Source organism: Candidatus Dormiibacterota bacterium (assembly GCA_035544955.1).
Taxonomy (GTDB): domain Bacteria; phylum Chloroflexota; class Dormibacteria; order CF-121; family CF-121; genus CF-13.
The window spans coordinates 109,014-126,495 of sequence record DASZZN010000005.1; the positions used below are offsets into that span (position 1 = coordinate 109,014).

A 17,482-nucleotide genomic window follows, 5' to 3' on the forward strand; every position below is an offset into this window, starting at 1 on the left:
CTTGGGGAGGCTGCAGGGTTTCCCGCGACGAGTCGAGGCAATAGGCTGGCGGCAGGAGGCGAGATGACCCTTCCGATTCCGGCAGAGGTGGAGGCGGTGTTTCGGGAATTTCGTACCTGCGAGTTCTCGACCCTGGCGGCGGACGGCACGCCGATCACATGGCCCATGCTGCCGTTTTTTCGGGGATCGACCGGCCAGTTCATGACGACGACCTCCATCGGCTTGCCGGACAAGGCGTTCAATATCCGGCGCAATCCACGGGTCTCCCTGCTCTTCTCTGACGCGACGGGAAGTGGGCTCTTTGACCCGCCGGCGGTGCTTGTCCAGGGTGACGCTGTCGCCCCGGATGTGGTCAAGACCTCGATCGGCGGCTTCGAGAACGAGGTGATGCTGGTCTACCGCCGTCAGCCCGCCGGGACAATGTACACCAGTAACCGCGCGATGCGCTGGTTCTCGGACTGGTATTTCATGCGCCTGGAGATCACGGTCACGCCTGCGCGCATCCTCTGGTGGGAGCACGGCGATCTCTCCAGCGAGCCGAAGGTTGTTGAGGCGATCCATGTGGGCTGAGGTCCGGCGACTCCTGCCGGGCTTTTCCGGCCCTGTCCTGACCGGCGTGGACTGTGACGGCTACCCGTTCAGCATTCGGTGCATCCCCTCGCTGGATGAGGAGCAACAGGTATTGCGTGTGTCTCTACCGGAGTGGAGTCGGATCGCGCCGGGGCCGGCCAGCCTGCTGTGCCATGGCCATAACCAGTTGCTCTGGGACCTGCGCAGCTTCATGATTCGCGGCACGCTAGAGCCGAGCGGCGAGACCTGGCTGTTCCGACCGTCACGTTTCGTGCCAGGCATCGGCATTGGCGGCCTGGCAGGAATGGTGCGGTTCGCCCTGGCCAAACGGCGGGCCGCCGGGCGTTACCTGGATCGGCGAGGGCTGGCTCGACCTAGGATCGATTGGGCGCAACTGAAGGCGGTGCAGGCCCGAGCTTGCCAGCCGTCGCCGGCTCAGCGGCAGCCGCCGGGATAGAACCGGTCACGCGCGTACCCGCTCCCGGCGAGCTCACGACCTGAAGCTCGCCACCCAGCACCTCGATCCGGTCCCGCATGTTCTGCATCCCCGAGCCGGATCGTGCCCGCTCGGGATCCAGCCCGCGGCCATCATCGGTGACGGAGAAAACCAGGCGCCCATCGCGTTGCTCGATGCGCACCGCCGCCTTTGTCGCGTTGGCGTGCTTCACCATATTCTGCAGCGCCTCCAGTACGCAGAAGTACACGCCCGCCTCGGTCTCCTGCGGGTAGCGGGGGAGGGGACCGCCCTCCACCTCGACGGGTACGGGGGTTCGGCGGGCTTGCGCCTCAACGGCGGCGAGCAGCCCGTCCTGCGCGAGGATCGGTGGATAGAGCCCGCGAGCCAGCTCACGAAGCGTCTCGATCGCCTCGTTAGCGTCCCCCGTCAGCTCATCGAGGGTCGCCTGGGCACGCTGCGGATCCGTCGCCGCCACGTTCTTCATGAGGGCGATCTTCAACTTCAGCGCAACGAGGTTTTGCTGTGCGCCGTCGTGCAGGTTGCGCTCGAGGCGCCGCCGCTCGGTGTCCTGGGCACTGACCAGTCGTTGCCGGGATGCTTGCAGCTCATCGAGACGCTGCACCAGCTCGGCGGTGAGACGCGTGTTCTTCAGGACAAGCCCGGCCTCGCGTGAAAGGTCGGCGAGCAAGCGGCTCTCTGTGGCGGTCATCGGCTGCCGCTTGGAGACGGCCAGCGCTCCCAACAGCTCGCCCTGGTAGCGGACGGGCACCGCCTCCGCAACCCCGCTGATCAGCGGCAGCTCATCGCTCGATAGGGGGAGGGTGCTCGGGCCGCCGGCGCCGGCCGGCCATGACGCCGCCCGCCGAAGCTCATGCCCGACCCGCAGCCACACAGTGGCGCTATCCGCCGCGGTTCCCTCGGCCAGCACCTGCGCCATCCGAATCGGCAGCTCATCACTCGCGTACATTTCCGACACGCGCTTGCTGAACTGCGAGAGCACTTCATACGGCGTCGCGCGTTTGCCGTAGACGAGGCGGTTGGCCAGCCGCTGAAGCCGGCGCCGAACTGGCTGAAAGGCCAGGGCGACGATGGCACCAACGGCTACCCCCGCCGCAGGGTCGTTCCGTGGCAACTGTCCTACTCGGCTGCCGACGGTGACGACCGTGATGAAGTAGATGACGCTGATCAGGACGACGAGCGTGCCGTAAACGAGCGTCTGCCGGATGAGGACGTCGATGTCGTAGAGGTGGTATCTGAGTACGGCGATCCCGATCGAGCCCGCCAGCGCAGTGAACGCCAGTGGCGTCAGCACATCAAAGATTGGATTGAAGACGACGGTGTTGTTGTGGTAAACGAGCGACCCGACGACGACCCCGGAGAGGGCGACGACGACCAGCAGTAGTCCGGCGAGCGCGAACCAGCGGATTTGCTGGCGCTCATCCGCACCAGCACGGCGGTAACGGATGAACAGGCTGGCATTCGCGAGCACCGAACCGACCAGACCCATGAGCTGGCCGACATAGATCCCGAACAAAGCGAGCCCGAAGCCCCCGAGGACGAGCGGGACGAGGAGCCACCAGCGGGGCGAGACCGGCCTCCCATCGGGGAAGAGCAGGGGCAGGAAAAACAGCATCAGCACGACCGGCAGCGCCCATTCCCATTGCTCCAGCCAGCGAACGAAGTCAAGAGCGGGGAGTGATCGGTTGACGTATGTCCCAAAGGTCTCGTACCCTAGCCCGAACTCGTAGACGGCGGTCAGCAGGCCGATCCCGCACGCCACCCAGCCGATGCGGTTGCCGGGCCGGCGGGCGACGATCAGCGCACCGACGAGCGCAAAGGCGAGCGCGTACAGCAGGCTGAGCCGAATCCACCACCCGTCGATGACCGCCAGGACCTGTTGCGAAATCAGCGGGGTCGGCGTCGCGCCCCGAAGCGCGTTGCCGGCAATGAAGAGCGCCAGGGTCCCGATGACGCTCCCCCACGCGAGCCAGTCTGAACGGCGGCGCAGAGCGGGAACCATTTAGGGTATTTTGCCTAGCGGATGCCAGTCACGGTTGGGCCGTCGACCCTGACCATCAACTACGATCGACAGTTCCTGATCAGCCAGCCCAACGCCACCATGCTCCCCCAGGATGACGTCGGCTTCTACGCGAGCGACACGCGATTCGTCAGCGGATACGGCCTCACCCTTAATGGGCGGTCCCCGAAGTTACTCGACGCCATCGCGGTCGAGCACTTCTCCGCACGGTACGAATTCATGACGCCGGAGCTTCCCCTCGGTCCCGGCTCGAATGCCGGTGCCGATGGACTCCTTCCGGAAGGCTCGATCGGGTTGCGGCTGGAGCGCACCATCCTCGAAGGGATCCATGAGGACTACGACCTCACGAACTACGCGATGTATCCCGTGCGGCTCGTGCTCGAAATCGCCATCGAGTCGGATTTCGCCGACGTCTTCGATGTCCGGAGTCACCGGCTGATCCGCCGTGGCGACCTGCAGACCACTTGGCTGCCCCGCATGGGGGAGTTGCGCAGCACCTACCGGAACCGCAGTTTCCGGCGCGGCCTCCTGGTCAAGGTCGAGAAGGCGGGATCCAAGCCGGAATACGCGAATGGTCGACTGGTGTTCCGGCTCGATCTCGCCCCCAGGGCGGAATGGCATACCTGTCTGAAATGGCTGCCGGTGATCGGTCCGCGGCCGGCTCGCACGCTGCCCTGTCACGCCCTCCTCCTTGACGAGTCGCGCCGGATGCACAAGCTTCCGCCGCTCGAGATCGTGACCAGTCATCCCACGCTTCCCGCGATCTGGCGACAGGCGGTGGAGGACACCGATGCGCTGCGCATGGTCGATACCACGGTCAGGGGCGGCATGTTCGTGCCCGCGGCCGGCATCCCCTGGTTCGTGACCCTGTTCGGCCGCGACTCGCTGGTCGTCTCCATGGAAAGCATCAGCGCCTTTCCCGAGTTCGCGCTCGGAGCGCTGCGGACCCTGGCCCGGCTGCAGGCGACCGATGACTCAGCGGAGCAGGACAAAGAACCGGGAAAGATCCCGCACGAGATCCGCACCGGCGAGTTGGCGAGCTTGAAGCTCCTGCCCTTCGCGCCCTACTACGGCACGGCGGATGCCACGCCGCTGTTCATCATCGTGCTCTCTTACGCCTACCAGTGGTCGGGGGACGTTGCCTTGCTGCAGCGCTATCGCCGCAATGCTGAGGCCGCCCTGAACTGGCTGCTGCAGTACGGGGATCGGGACGGTGACGGGTTCCAGGAATACTCGCGGCGCTCGAGCCAGGGCATCTTCAACCAGGGATGGAAGGACTCCTGGGATGGGATCCGGCATGGGGACGGTTCGATCCCGGAGGCACCCATCGCGCTCTGCGAGCTGCAGGGCTACGCGTTCGACGCGCTACTGCGGATGGCGGAAATCTACGACCTGCTAAAAGAGCCGGACAAGGCGGCCGACCTTCGCGAGCGCGCCCGGCAGCTGTACCAACGGTTCAACGAGGTCTTCTGGTGGGAGGCGGAGGGCACCTACTATCTCGGGCTCGACAAGGACAAGCGGCCGATGGAGACGGTGGCCTCGAACGCCGGCCACTGCCTCAGCAGCGGGATTGTGCCGCCCGACCGCGCCGAGCGGGTCGTCGACCGGCTAATGGCCGACGACATGTGGAGCGGCTGGGGGATCCGGACGCTGTCGAGCAAGCACCCCGGCTACAACCCGTACTCGTACCACTGCGGATCGGTCTGGCCGCACGACAACGCGACAATCGCGGGCGGCTTCCGCCGGGCCGGCCGGCACACCGAGGCCCAGCGAGTGGCGGAAGGGATCTTCGCCGCCGCCGAGCGCTTCGACGCCTACCGGCTGCCCGAACTGTTCAGCGGTCTGCCGCGAGATGCCGGCGCCTTCCCGGTGCCGTACCTTGGGGCAAATGTCCCACAAGCCTGGGCCGCCGCCGCGGTGTTCCGTCTGGTTGCCATCCTCTGCGGCATCCATACCGTCGGCCGGACGCGGACGATGTACGTCAATCCCGACCTCCCCGACTGGCTGCCCTCGCTGACCCTGCGCAACCTGCGGGCGGGCCGGGGGGCGATGGAGCTCCATCTCGAGCGCAACCGGGTCCAGGTCGCGGGCAATACCACCGGCTTCAAGGTGGTGCACGGCCGGCTGCCCCGGCCGGCGCTGGTCGAAGCGCCACTGGCTCGCTCCTGAATCGGGGCACTCGCCTATTTGGAGCCTAATGATTTCCAACAAAGGGTCGCCGGTGTTGACAGAAGATGGTCCACCGTGAATGCTTATAGCTATCCGGTCTTGGACGGACCCTGGGACAGGAAGAGGACGGGAAATACTGGAGGTGTTTTCATGCGTTCAATGCGGCTTGGCTTAGCACTGGCTGCGATGTCGGCGGTGCTACTGACGGCCTGCGGCGGTGCGTCGCAGTCGGCGGGCGGCGACATCAGCAAAGCATCGGGGACGATTCGATTCAGCGGATGGACCTCGACGCCGGCGGAGGACCAGCTCCTCAAGGATGAGCTCGCGGCGTTCAAGGTGAAGTATCCAAATATCAATGTCACCTACGAGCCGGTCCCCCAGGACTTCCGGACCAAGCTGAAGGCCCAGTTGGCCAGCGGCACCGAGCCCGACGCCTTCTACGTTGAGCTCGGAGACGCAGCCGGCTTCATGCAGAAGCATGTCCTGCTCGATCTGCGCAACGAGATGGCGAAGACCGGCACAAACGCTTCGGATTTCTCCGGCCAGGTGCTTAGCGCCTTCAAGCAGGGCGAGGCGATCTACGGCGTCCCGAAGGACTCCAACACGCTGGCGCTCTTCTACAACAAGGACATGTTCACCGCGGCCGGCGTGGCCCCGCCGACCAAGGATTGGACCTGGGCGGACCTGACGTCTGCGGCCAAGAAGTTGACCAAGCCAGGCCAGTGGGGCCTGATCACCAACGCCGACTCCGCTCGCTGGGCGCCCATCGTCTACCAGAACGGCGGCCAGGTGCTCAACGCCGACAATACGAAGTCGATGCTCCTCGATCCCGCCACCGTCGAGGCAACCAAGTATTACCTTTCGTTCAAGCAGAACGGGAGTGGCACCTACTCGGGTGCCCTCGGAGCCGGGATTGGTTGGCCAGGCGACGCGTTCGCCAAAGGCAAGGCGGCGATGGTCATGGAGGGTGGCTGGCTCATCCCCTTCATGAAGGACTACCCGACAATCAATTGGTCGGCGACCGAGCTGCCCCAGGGCAAGAAGCGTGGGAACCTGGTCTTCACAGTCGGGTACTCAATCTCGGCCAAGTCCAAGAACCCGGACGCGGCGTGGGTCCTGCTCAACTACCTCACAAGCCCCGACAATCAAAAGACCGTTCTTCACTCCGGCTTCGCGCTTCCGACGCGGACCGCCCTCGCGAGCGATCCGTACTTCGCGACCCATCCGGCAGAGGCGGCAATCTTCGCCGGCAATGCCTACGCAAAGCCGTTCTCCTGGGGCATCAACTCCGGCAAGGTTGCGGACGCGATCAGCGCAGCCCTCGAACGGGTCCTGCTCGGGAAACAGTCGGTCGATGATTCGCTGAAGCAAGCCGACAAAGAGGTAACCGACGCGCTGGCAAGCTAGCTAGCTACGATGGTGAGGAGGCGCCAAGGCGGCGCCTCCTCAATTCGGAGGGAGGAGGACCAATGGCTGTAGGGACCAGTCCGGTGGTTGCGATGAATGCGGGGCTGCCCACCCCGGTAAAGGTGGGGGCCCCCCGACGCGGACGTCCCTGGCGCGAGTGGCTGACCTCGTACGCCTTCCTCATTCCGGCCTTCATCGTCATCGGCGGCTTCACGTTTGTGGCAATGGTGATGGCCGTCTTCATCAGCTTGTTCAAATACGACGGCTTCACGCTCGAGTGGGCCGGCCTGAACAACTACGCGAAGGCCCTTGTGAACGCCGACTTCCACCGCGCCCTTCTGAACGTGGTCTATTACATGGTGGTCGTCGTGACCTTCCAGACGATCCTGGCGCTGACGATGGCCCTGGTCCTCGACCGCATCATGGTGGGCCGCGGCGTCTTTCGCACCATCTATTACCTGCCCGCGATCACCTCGTCGGTGGTGATGGGGCTGATCTTCAGCTGGCTCTTCTCACCCGGTGGGTGGGTTGGCGGCCTGCTGGGTATCGTCATCCCCGGGGCTCGCCAATTCGGCTTTCTCCTCGACCCTGGAACAGCCCTGCCGGCCATCATGACGACAACCATCTGGTCAACGGCCGCCTCCTTCATGATCGTGTTCGTGGCGGGCCTCCAGGACATCCCGACCCATGTCTACGAGGCGGCGAAGATCGATGGTGCGGTCGGTTGGCGATCCTTGTGGAACATCACGATACCGCTTCTCCGGCCGACGATCTTCCTTGTTGTCGTGCTGGGCACAATCGGGACGCTCCAGGTCTTCGACCAGGTCTACGTGATGACCAATGGCGGTCCGCTGAAGTCGACGCTCACTCCTGTCTTCCTGATATACACCAACGGGTTTCGAGATTTCAGCTTCGGGCTGGGGAGCGCGGAAGCGTTCATCCTCTTCGCGATCATCTTCGCCTTCACCCTCATCCAGCGCCGTTTCATCGACACGACGGTCGAGTACTGAGGAGCGACGATGGCAGCTATCACGGTCGACAAGGTCGCGCAACAACGCAATCCCCGCGGGGCCATCGTGGCCAAGCAGGTCGCGCTCTACGTCGCGATGACGATCTTCGGGCTCATCATGCTGGGCCCCTTTATCCTCGCAATTTTCGGCGCGTTCAAGACCGACGTCGACGTCACGTCCTACCCGCCCACGCTCTTCCCCAAGACCTGGCATCCGGAAAACTTTCTCAACGTGGCCAAGCTTTTTCCGATGTTTCCCCGCTGGTTCGTCAACAGCATCGGCCTCTCGACGGCGGTCACGGTGCTCAACGTTTTCTTTTGCGCGCTGGCCGGCTACGCCTTTGCTCGCTTGCGGTTCCCGGCAAGGAACGTGCTGTTCCTGGCCGTGCTCGCGACGCTAATGATCCCGCTTCAGGTGACGCTGATCCCGAAGTTCCTCATCATGAAGCAGCTTGGACTGATCAACACCTATCCCGGCGTTATCCTGCCCAATGTCTCGACAGCCGCGGGCATCTTTTTGATGACGCAGTTCATGAAGGCCATCCCGAACGAACTGGAGGAGGCCGCCGTCATCGATGGGGCCAGCAAATGGACGGTGTTCAGGCGGGTGATCCTGCCACTCTCCGCCCCGGCGTTGACGGCGCTCGCAATCTTCAGCTTCCAGGGCCAATGGAACGACTTCCTCTGGCCGCTCGTCATCCTTAACGACCCTTCGTTGTTCACGCTTCCCTTGGGCATCGCCGGGTTCGGCACCCAGTACGTGGCACATACGAACTGGGTGCTAGTCGGCTCGATCTTCACGACCATCCCGATGGTGCTCCTGGTGTTCTTCTTCCAGCGCTACATCATCAAGAGCGTCGCGACCACCGGCGGCAAGTAGGGGCCCCCACCATACCCTCCCCCGGAACCGGGGAAGGGAAAATTAGGTAATGCGACGGAGCCGCGCTGCCCCGATCCGGGTGTCGGCCATCCCGTAGTAGACATCAGCCTCGCCGCCATCGCGCACATCGATCGCGGTTGGGAAGACGACGTTCGGGACCGTTCCCTCGCGTTCCTCTTTCGTCTCCGGCTCGAGCAGCGGGAGTTGGGAGCGACTGAGGACGCGGCTGACGTCCTGAGGATCCAGCACCATCGCGCCGGCGACGTAGCGCACGGGGTCGCGCGGTCCGGGATGGGCATCCATGCGGGCGGTTACGCCGTGGTAGATGATCAGCCATCCCTCCGGGATGCGAATAGGGGGGGTGCCACCGCCGATCTTGGTCGCTTCCCACGGCTGCTGAGGCTGCGCCACCTGCCGGTGCTGGCCGAGTCGTGTCAGGGCATGCAAATCATTCATGACCGCCTCAGCGGGAGCGAACGATACCCATATGCTCTGGCGTTCATCCGTCACGCCCACTGGGAGCGGCCGGCCTGCGTTCGGGCTAATCCAGGACAGGTTCCACATGGGGCGGTGCAGCATGGCATAGGCGGGCTTGCCATCCGGGCCGGGCACGGCTTTCGGGAAGAACATCGCGTCCTTGTTGGGGTAAAGGTTCAAATCCGTCCGCAGGGATGGCTGGTAGTCGAACGACACCGGGCCCATCCGCTCCCAACTGAGCAGGTCCCGACTGATTGCGAGCCCGATGCGCGGACCGAGCGGCCCATAGGCGGCATACGCCATCACGTAGGCATCCAGACTGTCGACGAACGTGATCCGCGGATCCTCGACGCCGGCCGTGGCTGGATTCCGCTCCCACGCCTCGTCGGGTTCCAGAGCGATACCGAGCCGCTCGACGCCCGAGGGCTTGCCACCTTGATCGAATACGACTCGCGCGCGCCCGATCCGCGAGTAGTTGCCCCGGGCCACCATCCGCGGGAAGAGGTAGAGCTCGCCATCGCGGGCGCGCGCGGTTGCCGGGTTGAGCACGCCCTCAACCTCCCGTGGCTCCCCGGGCAACGGCTCCATCACGATGCCGAGGCGCTCCAGCCGGTATGGCGGCGCCTTTACCGCCATACCGCTGCCAGCTTCTGGAGGCGTCACTCCCCAGAAGCGATCGTGTAGCCGAAGGGAAGAACCGGCACCGTGCTGATCGGGTCGGACTCGGATGACACGCGCTGGACCAGCCTGCCATCGCGGTCGTACACGAGGACGACCCACGTGTCAGTCGGCGTCGGAAGGACGACCCGGGACTGGACATTGGTAAGGCTCTTGTATGCGGCCAGGGTGGCACCGTCAGCGCCTTCCAGGACCTTGCTCTCGATCACCGGCTGCCACAGAATCGCGTCGATCTTCGCATGGGTGCCGCCGTTGCCGGCGTATTTCAGTGTGACGGTGTGCGCGCCGGCCTTCAGCCGTTGCGGCACGGCCAGGCTATCGATCCAGAGGTAATCGGGGTTCGGCGAAACGCCCTGGGTGCCGGCCCCACCTTGATTGTCGCGGCCTGCCGGAACACCATCCACGCTGACCGTGACACCCACGGAGTCGGGCCGCCCCATCTGTTTGTCGAAGACAAGGTAGACCAGGTAGCTTCCGTCGGCGGGCGAGGTAACCGTGATGCGATCGCTGCCGCCCTTCCCCAGGTCCACGTACTGACCGTTGCTCCAGAGCGCTTCGCCGGTCCACGCCGAAGCTGGGGTCACCACCGCGGCTGCGCCGCTGAGCGCGCCGGATTCAGCCTCGACCTTTTGATACGTCGTCTGTGCCAGGAGCCGGTCATAGCGAAGATAGCCTCGAGCCACCGGGTCATTGACCACGTTCATGAGGGCGAGCAATCCCTCGATCGTGGATTCCGCTCCCGAGTTGCGGTTGATGCCGCCGTCGCCGTTGAGACCGTCGTAGACGACGCCGGTCGCCGGTTGATACATCGCCACCCCGGCTCGGTTATTTCCAAAGAACCAGGTCGCGGCGATGCCGGCCCAGCGCCGATAGACATCGTTGCCGGTGGCCCGGCCTAGGAAGAGAAGACCGTCGACGGTGGTCTCCGCGCCATAGGCGATCTGGGACAGATCGTCGGGGGCAGGCAGGAGGCCGTTGATGGCGCCGAACGAGAGCTGCTGGTGGGTTTCAAAGGAATTCGCGTCGCGCTCCGCCGGGGAGAGCCACTCGCGATGTCCGAGCTGGGGTCCTGCTGTTGCCAGCGCCATGACCATATGCGCGCCCCACGCGTGCCAGAGGCTTACCGATCCGGTGAAGGGGAGCAGTGCCTGCCAGGCCCAGTCACGGAAGCTGCCGAGCCGAAAGCCGGCGATGCCATTCCCGAAGGCCACCCCAAGCTTGCGCGCCTCAGCCTTGCCGGTCGCCGCGTAGTAGGCGCCCAGCCCGAGCAGTGCCTCCGAGGACGCGTCGGCGCCGTCGGCGATGAACCACGCGGGCGTTTGATAGCCGTGCAGCGTGTTGTAGCGACCGTTATTGGGCGCGACGAGCTCGGCATCGAGCTTGGCCAGCGCCAGGTCCATCCGAACGGCGAGCGCACGTGCAAAGCCGGGGTCAACCGTGCGGAACGTGGCGTAGCCTTCGCCCAGCGCCCAGATCGAGCGGGCCAGCCAGAAGGAGGCGCCGGAATCCGCGGGGTTGGGCGAGTCGGGCGGCGTTGGCGTGAGATTGAGCGCGCCGCCGGGCTGCATCCAGAGCACGAAGTTTCCCGCGTTCGGGCCGGTCGCGGTCTGCATGTACATCACGAAGCGCAGCGCGCCGCGCGCCAGCCTGAGGCTGTGCTGGTCGTGGTAGTAGCGGTAGTGCGTCAGGTACGCGACCGCCGCGCGCGTCACATCGTCGGTGTCGAAGGCCCCCTGCCCGTAGGTGTGGGTCGATGGATTGTAGGACCCACCCCCGGTCCTTGTGTAGGTCCCCGTCGCGGAATCGTAATTCGCGTAGACCCACCAGGTGTCGATCGCGGTGCCTGGCTCGGTCGTGCTGTGCCCGGCCGGAGGCGTGCCTGGATACGGCACCGAGTCATGCAAAAAGTCGAGGTGAGCGAGGTTGACCGGGCCGGGTCGAGCGCTGTCCTGGGCCCCGGCCGAAATACCGCCAATCGCGCCGATCAGCACCACCGGAACCGCCACAAGCGCTGCTCGTAGACGCATGACCGTCCTCCTTTACCCCTTCACGCTCGAACCGACCGACGATTCGATGAACTGCCGCTGGAATATCAGGAAGAGAATGACCACCGGGATGGCCAGCACGGTGGCCCCCGCCAGGATCGTTCCGTACGGGTTGGCGGCCCGCTGGGCCACTGTGGAGATGTAGTTGGCCAGCGCCACCGCCAGTGGTTCGAGCTCCAGTCTCTTGGTGATCAAGAATGGCCAGAGGAATTCGTTCCAGGGACCGATGAAGGTGATCAGCGTCGCGGTCAAGATCGCGGGCCTGGTCAAGGGCGCGACCACCCGGGTCAGGATTGCCAGCTCGGAAGCGCCGTCGATGCGCGCCGCCTCTAACATCTCACTGGGAATTTGCATAAAGAACTGGCGGAAGATGAAGACCGCGGTCGGGTTGATGGCGAACGGCAGGATCATGCCCAGGAGCGTGTCGCCGAGGCCGAAGTTCCTGGCGATCAGAACGTAGAGCGGGATCATCAGCAATTGGAAGGGGAGCACGAGTAACAGAATCAGGGTGTAGAAGAGCGCCTGCCGCCCTCGGAAATGAAGTTGCGCCAGCGCATATCCGGCCAGCCCGCCAAACACCAGCGTTCCCAGGAGCACGCCACCCGTAAAGAGGCCCGAGTTGAGAAGGGTCCTTAAGAGATTGATCGCGGTGTTGATGGCGACGAAGTTGTCAAAAGACAGGCTGCCTGGATTTGGGAAGGCGCCCGAGATGTTCGGGTTCGGCTCCCGCTGCAAGGCGCTGACCACCATGTAATAGAAGGGGAACACGAACACTAGCGCCCCAAGGGAAAGTGCGAAGAGCCTCAACCACGGTGCGGACACCTTTTTTCGATGCTCGGGCGGCCCCTGCGCTTCGACCTGCTGCGTGGGCGCCCCGACCAGATCAGTCGTCGCGGTCGCCATAGCTAAGGCCGCTCCAGGACGAAGCGGTTGATGCCGGAGATGAGCAGCACTCCAATGGCCAGCAGGATCCCGATCGCGGCCGCGTAACCAGGATGGTTCTGCTCAATACCGAACCGGTAAATCAAAAATACCGGCGAGACGGACTGGTTCTCCGGGCCCCCGCCCCCGGTCAGAAGGTAGGGCTCTGTAAAGAAGTTGGCCCCGGTGATGACGGCGGTAACGATGACCAGCAGGGTCGCCGGCCTCAGTCCGGGCACGGTCACCGCAAAGAAGCTTTGGATGGGGCTGGCGCCGTCTACCTTTGACGCCTCGTAGAGCTCCTTGGGGATGGTCTGCAGGGCGGCGAGATAGACCAGGATGTAGAAGCCAAGCCCCTTCCAGGTGACGTAGAGGGCGATGATCGGCATCGCCAACAGGGCATTTATGAGGAACGACGGGTTGGGGGCGAGCGGCCCAAGGAGCTTATCGACCAGGCCGAAGCCGCTGAATAGCCAGAGCCAGATACCCACCGCCGCGACGCTCGCGGTGATGTAGGGGACGTAGTAGGCGGCGCGGAAGAAGGTGCGGAACCGAATCGCACTGTTGAGTGCGGTGGCCAGCACCATCGATAAGCCGACGGTCAGTGGGACATTGATCACAAGAAAGATGACGACGTTTCGAATAGCGATGTGGAACAGCGGGTCCTGCAGCACTCGGGCGTAGTTCCCCAGCCCCACGAAGGGGCGAACGACCTCTGCCCCTGGTGCCGAAAAGAAGTAATCGAAGAACGACATGTAGATCGCGTAAAAGAACGGGTAAGCGTAAATCCCTATCAGGAAGAGCACGAAGGGGGCGGCGAACAGGTACCCGATCGGGTGTTCCCCAAACAGGCTCCGCAATCGGTTACGGGGTGCGCGCGCTCGAACCGCCGCCGCCACTGCCACGTTATTGCCTTCGGGTTACGACTTGACGAGGGTCTTGATCTGGGCGGCTGCGTCCTTGAATGCCTGGTCGACACCTTGGCTGCCGAAGATGACCGACTTGGAGTATGCGGCCCGGAAGTCCTGCCACATTTCCACCGAGTTCGGCACGTTGGGGACTTCGACCGAGCGTGCGGCCTGGTCGGCGAACAACTTGTAGTCAGGGTGGGCTGAGAAATAGCTCGGGTAGGCCGACGCAAGGTCGCTCCGCATCGGCATCTGGCCGGTAAGGTCGAGCAACTTGCCGTCGCTGTCCTTGCTGACGGCGAACTTCAAGAACTCCCATGCGGTGCCCTGATTCTTGCAGCTCGAGTACATGCCGATCGACTTCTCATCGGAAAAGGTGTGGATGGCGCTCGCATCCATCCCGTCCTTGGTCGGAACCGGGGCCACGCCCCATTTCACCTTGCCGGTATAGACGGGAATCGCCCACGGCCCCACGATTGCCATCGCGCTCTGACCGGTGGCAAAGGAATCGCCCTGGGCCGCTTCCTTGGGGGCGAGGTTCTTTGTGTAGAGCTGCTTCCAGAAGTTTGCGACCGCCAGACCGTCGGCGCTATTGAACTGCGGTTCCCCGTTCTCGATCAGCTGCTTGCCCTTGCTCTGGGCGATGAACAGCGGATAGAAGTCGAACCAGGGCTGGTAGAACTCAGAGGTCGGCGACGGCCAGATCGCGGCCTTGGCGCCGCCTTTGCTGACGACGGCCTGCGCGGTGCTCAGGAACTGGTCGTACGTCTTGAGCGGCGGGTTGGTCGCATCGATGCTCGCCTTCGTGAAGATATCCTTGTTGTAGAAGATCATCACCGGGTTGCTCTTCCAGGGCATCTGGTAGTAGCTGCCATTGGGAGACTTGTATTGCGAGGCTCGGTCACCAGTGCGCCCCTCGATGAAGGAGTTTCCGTCGGAGAAACTGCTCAGACTGACCAGACCGCCCTGTTTCTGGAACTGGGATACGGCCGCCGGGGCCGTGTTGAAGATGAGGCAGGGGGTCGTGCCCGCGGTGATGGCGGCTCCAATGACTTCCTCCGAACTCTTCCCGGCCGGGATCTGCTCGGCGGTCACCTGCTCGCTCGAATGGCTCTGGTTCCAGGCAGCGACAACGGCGTCCCCCCACTTCACCTCTTCGGCGTTGTTGGAGTACCAGATCTTGATCGAACCCTTTGTGCTGCCCGTCGCGGCATTGCTGCCGCCTCCACACGCGGCAAGGCCGAGACTCAGGACGACTCCGGCGGCGAGGAGAGCATGGCGTGAACTCATCATCAGTACCCTTCCTTTGGAGTGCCAGCCTCGGAGAGTCGCGTCTCGCCAGACGAGGCAAGGCTCAGCCAATTCGACACTAGCACTGTAGATGTGTTTCAGCTAACTAAGCGATCTCAGCGTTCGTTCAAATGAGCCAGTCACCAATGAGCCAGTCACCGCCGCTTGCCCCCGGTCGCCTGGGACTAGGCATGGTCGGCTGCGGTCGTTTTGGCGAATTCTGTCTCACCGCGTTTCGGACCATCCCCAGCCTGGCGCTGGTCGGGGTGACCGACCGGGACCAGCGCCGGGCGGAGGCAACCGCCGAGGCCTTCGGTGTCGCGGCATATTCGGACTATATGGCTCTGCTCGCAGACCCCCGCGTCCAGGTGGTAGCCATCAACACGCCGCCAGCGCTGCACGCATCAATGGCGGTCGCGGCAGCCGCAGCTGGCAAGCATGTCTTTTGTGAGAAACCCCTGGCCACGACCATGGACGACGCGACGGCGGTGCTTCGTGCCGTCCGCGATGCGCGCGTTCGGCTCGCGGTGGACTACGTCATGCGCTGGAACCCGCTTTACGGTCTGATGCGCCACCTCGGATCGCTACCGGCAGGGAGCGGCCTATTGCTTGGTCGGCTACGCCGGTTCGCCCTGGAAAACTACGCGGCAGACGAGGACCTCGCCCTGGACCATTGGTTCTGGGACGAGGCGATCAGCGGTGGCATCTTCGTTGAACATGGCGTGCATTTCTTCGATGTCTGTGACTGGCTGATGGGCAGTCATCCGCTGGCGGTCCAGGCGCTCCAGGTTCGGCGACCTGGCGCCGGTCCGATCGACACCGTGGCGGCGACGTGCACCCACGAAGGCGGGGCAACGTCCAGCTTCCTGCATGCCTTTACGCACCCGAACCGTGCCCAGTACCAATCGATCACCCTTGATTGGGGATTTGCTCACGGCCGGCTGACCGGATGGATCCCGGTCAGCCTCGAATTGGAGGTCTGGACCGACGTCCATGGACGGGCGGTGCTCGAGCATCTTCCGACCGACAGCGGGGAACTTCTCAACGTGCCAGGATTCCGGCTGTCAGGTGACGAAACCGTAGAGGTCTCCCAGGTCGAGACGTACGGAAACCGGGGACCGTGGCGTGCACGCAGCGAGAGCCGGGATGTCAGCACGCGGGTGCGGGTTCGCGCCAGCCTCGGAGGCGAGCCGGCCAAGGAGCACGTCTATCGAGAGAGCGTTCGGGCCGGAATGGTCGACCTGGTCTCGGCCATCCTGGAGGATCGGTTGCCGCGGGTAGCCGGCGTCGATGCATGGCGCAGCCTGGCGACCGCGGTGGCGGCCCGAGAAGCGGTCGAATCGGCGCAGCCTGTGGTGCCGGCCACGCTTCCGGTCGACCTTAGCGGCTAGACGTCCTGCTGGCCCCAGTAGAAGCGACGACCAGCGCGGCGGACCTCGACATTCCATCCGAGTGTTCGGAGCTTCGTCTCGAGCTCAGAGGGTTCGTAGAAGACCTTCACCGCGCGGAATTGTCGGCCGTCTTCCAACTGACGGAGCACGGCATCGTCGTCGACTCGCGTTTCCAGGCCCCACGATCGCTTCAGCTCGTCGATGAAGAAGACCTGGCCATTCACTGCCAGCGAGTCGCGCACCAGTTGCCAGAATGCGGCGAACCGATCGTGCGGGATGTGGGACATCCAGAAGGCGAAGAACACGAGGTCGTACTGTCGATCTGGTCGCCACGAAAAGATGTCGGCCCGTACGTACCGCACGTTGGCGGCTTTAACGCGTTCGCGATTCAGCGCGAGCATCTCCTCCGCGGCGTCGACGGCCGTGACCTGCCGGGCGTGGTGGGCGAGCCACTGCGTCCACCAGCCGGTGCCGCACGCCAGCTCCAGGACGGTGTCAAACGGACGCATGCCGTCCAGCGCGTTGAGCAGGATGGCGACCTCCTTTCTATCCTCATCGTCCGGCCGCCCGGCGACGGTTCCTCCCAGGCTGACGTACCGCTCGAGCTGTCGTAAGTTTTCGTCGTACTCGCCAGCACGTGCACGGTAGTAGGCGATCTGATCAGCGATCAGCGCGTCAGCGTCAGTCTTGTCGGCCATTCCACTCACGCGACGACTCACCCATGCGCTCCACGATACGGAGCCCGGGGTGGTGCTGCCAGAAGCGAACCTTCGCCACGTTGTCTTTACCATGACGCCCGATGTCCCAAAGTCGCTGAAGTACCTGCGAGCACTCCTGCTTATCATGGCCGTCCTGCTGGCCCTGAATACGCTTGGCCGCCTCGGCGTTGTCTGGCGCTACGGCGTTCCCCCCGGGAACTCGCCCGTTGTTGGGGCGGCAGTCCTGGCAACGGTGGGCATCATATTTCTTCTCGCGTGCGTCGGCGCCTTTTTACTGCTTGGCGTGCCGGCGAAGCGTCATTGGTGGCTCAGCTTCCTCCTGCCATTACTGACGATCGCGAACATTGCCAGCGCATTTGCCATCATTCCGTCGGAGCATGTCGGCGTCGGACTGGTTCTCGATGCCTATCTGTGCAATGGGCTGCTAACTGTGGTATTGGTCATACTCCTGCTGAAGCGCCGGGTCCGTGCTTACTTTGGCATCAGCCGCCCAGCGACGCGCGCGAAAGCGGCCTGAGCCGCA

15 protein-coding genes are annotated in these 17,482 nt (G+C 64.0%); 8 read left to right on the forward strand and 7 right to left on the reverse strand.

Annotated features, from left to right (window positions below; genetic code table 11):
* Window positions 1–63: 63 nt before the first annotated feature.
* Window positions 64–570: a pyridoxamine 5'-phosphate oxidase family protein gene (locus VHK65_00980; GenBank protein HVS04726.1), complete on the forward strand. Its 507-nt coding sequence runs from the start codon at window positions 64–66 to the stop codon at window positions 568–570.
* On the forward strand, window positions 560–1,027 hold the full coding sequence (locus tag VHK65_00985; GenBank protein ID HVS04727.1) for a hypothetical protein: 468 nt from the start codon (window positions 560–562) through the stop codon (window positions 1,025–1,027). The genes VHK65_00980 and VHK65_00985 overlap by 11 nt, the downstream gene beginning before the upstream one ends.
* Here the strand turns inward: VHK65_00985 and VHK65_00990 are convergent.
* Window positions 945–3,047, reverse strand: coding sequence for a sensor histidine kinase (locus VHK65_00990; protein HVS04728.1), 2,103 nt, complete (start codon window positions 3,045–3,047; stop codon window positions 945–947). The two genes, VHK65_00985 and VHK65_00990, sit on opposite strands and share 83 nt — an antisense overlap.
* 21 nt (window positions 3,048–3,068) lie before the next feature.
* Between VHK65_00990 and VHK65_00995 the strand changes: the two genes are divergently transcribed.
* The 4 genes from VHK65_00995 (at window position 3,069) to VHK65_01010 (ending at window position 8,530) form a co-directional block, all read left to right on the forward strand.
* Window positions 3,069–5,234 (forward strand): glycogen debranching N-terminal domain-containing protein, encoded by a 2,166-nt coding sequence (locus VHK65_00995; protein HVS04729.1) that lies wholly within the window; start codon window positions 3,069–3,071, stop codon window positions 5,232–5,234.
* A gap of 159 nt (window positions 5,235–5,393) precedes the next feature.
* On the forward strand, window positions 5,394–6,641 hold the full coding sequence (locus VHK65_01000; protein HVS04730.1) for an ABC transporter substrate-binding protein: 1,248 nt from the start codon (window positions 5,394–5,396) through the stop codon (window positions 6,639–6,641).
* Window positions 6,642–6,703: 62 nt separating this feature from the next.
* Window positions 6,704–7,651 (forward strand): sugar ABC transporter permease, encoded by a 948-nt coding sequence (locus VHK65_01005; GenBank protein ID HVS04731.1) that lies wholly within the window; start codon window positions 6,704–6,706, stop codon window positions 7,649–7,651.
* Window positions 7,652–7,660: 9 nt separating this feature from the next.
* On the forward strand, window positions 7,661–8,530 hold the full coding sequence (locus VHK65_01010; GenBank protein ID HVS04732.1) for a carbohydrate ABC transporter permease: 870 nt from the start codon (window positions 7,661–7,663) through the stop codon (window positions 8,528–8,530).
* A gap of 42 nt (window positions 8,531–8,572) precedes the next feature.
* Here VHK65_01010 and VHK65_01015 read toward each other — a convergent pair whose 3' ends face one another.
* The 5 genes from VHK65_01015 to VHK65_01035 are packed head-to-tail and all read right to left on the reverse strand — an operon-like array spanning window position 8,573 to window position 14,852.
* Window positions 8,573–9,643 carry a glycosidase gene (locus tag VHK65_01015; protein ID HVS04733.1) on the reverse strand — a complete coding sequence of 357 codons (1,071 nt, stop codon included), beginning with the start codon at window positions 9,641–9,643 and terminating at the stop codon, window positions 8,573–8,575.
* Between the two features lie 23 nt (window positions 9,644–9,666).
* Window positions 9,667–11,712 carry a hypothetical protein gene (locus VHK65_01020; protein ID HVS04734.1) on the reverse strand — a complete coding sequence of 682 codons (2,046 nt, stop codon included), beginning with the start codon at window positions 11,710–11,712 and terminating at the stop codon, window positions 9,667–9,669.
* 12 nt (window positions 11,713–11,724) lie between these two features.
* Window positions 11,725–12,633: a carbohydrate ABC transporter permease gene (locus tag VHK65_01025; GenBank protein ID HVS04735.1), complete on the reverse strand. Its 909-nt coding sequence runs from the start codon at window positions 12,631–12,633 to the stop codon at window positions 11,725–11,727.
* Window positions 12,634–12,635: 2 nt separating this feature from the next.
* Entirely contained in the window at window positions 12,636–13,550 is a 915-nt protein-coding gene (locus VHK65_01030; protein ID HVS04736.1) for a sugar ABC transporter permease, read from the reverse strand.
* A 21-nt stretch (window positions 13,551–13,571) separates the two neighbouring features.
* Window positions 13,572–14,852, reverse strand: coding sequence for an extracellular solute-binding protein (locus tag VHK65_01035; protein ID HVS04737.1), 1,281 nt, complete (start codon window positions 14,850–14,852; stop codon window positions 13,572–13,574).
* Between the two features lie 128 nt (window positions 14,853–14,980).
* On the opposite strand from VHK65_01035, the gene VHK65_01040 reads away from it, so the two are divergent.
* Entirely contained in the window at window positions 14,981–16,240 is a 1,260-nt protein-coding gene (locus VHK65_01040) for a Gfo/Idh/MocA family oxidoreductase (protein HVS04738.1), read from the forward strand.
* Here the strand turns inward: VHK65_01040 and VHK65_01045 are convergent.
* The gene (locus VHK65_01045) at window positions 16,237–16,938 is read right to left on the reverse strand and encodes a class I SAM-dependent methyltransferase (GenBank protein HVS04739.1); all 702 of its coding nucleotides are present in this window, start codon (window positions 16,936–16,938) and stop codon (window positions 16,237–16,239) included. The two genes, VHK65_01040 and VHK65_01045, sit on opposite strands and share 4 nt — an antisense overlap.
* Between VHK65_01045 and VHK65_01050 the strand changes: the two genes are divergently transcribed.
* Entirely contained in the window at window positions 16,928–17,476 is a 549-nt protein-coding gene (locus VHK65_01050; protein HVS04740.1) for a hypothetical protein, read from the forward strand. The genes VHK65_01045 and VHK65_01050 overlap by 11 nt on opposite strands.
* Window positions 17,477–17,482 lie beyond the last annotated feature (6 nt).